1 protein-coding gene is annotated in these 491 nt (G+C 65.0%); it reads left to right on the top strand.

Features of this window, described 5'->3' with window-relative positions; genetic code table 11:
* Nucleotides 1–118: 118 nt before the first annotated feature.
* On the top strand, nt 119–491 hold a 373-nt coding region (locus ACFHWS_RS28575; RefSeq protein WP_416569594.1), incomplete at its 3' end, for a transposase family protein.

Here is a 491-nt window from a genome sequence, read left to right on the forward strand (position 1 = left end):
GAGGCTTATTCAGCAGGGCCCCGATAACCCACAGTGGACCCCCCGATAAATGAGACGGCCCGCCCTCCCATAGGATGGAGTTACCACACAACAACCAAAGAAAAGCGGACCGCCGAACATGTATCATACCACCGGCTTCACGACCGATCAGATCCGCGACCTCTGCGTGCTGGTCCGCGCCGAATGCCGGAACCTGGGCACGGAACCGTGGCCACCGATCCTCGGCCTCTACCGTGCCCTCGTGGTCACGTTGACCTACATGCGGCGCAACCGCGTCCAAGCGGAGATCGCCGAGGCGCACGGCGTCTCCCAGTCGACGATCTCACGGGCGGTCACCGGCATCACCCCGGTCCTCGACCGCGTGCTGGCGGGGTTCGCGCCGACCGCCGACGAGCTCGACCCGACCGTCCAGTACATCGTCGACGGCACCCTGTTCCCCTGCTGGTCATGGCGCACGGACCGCTGTCTGTACTCCGGCAAGCACAAGACCA

Origin of the sequence: Micromonospora sp. LOL_013 (assembly GCF_048060315.1) — a bacterium.
Taxonomy (GTDB): domain Bacteria; phylum Actinomycetota; class Actinomycetes; order Mycobacteriales; family Micromonosporaceae; genus Micromonospora_E.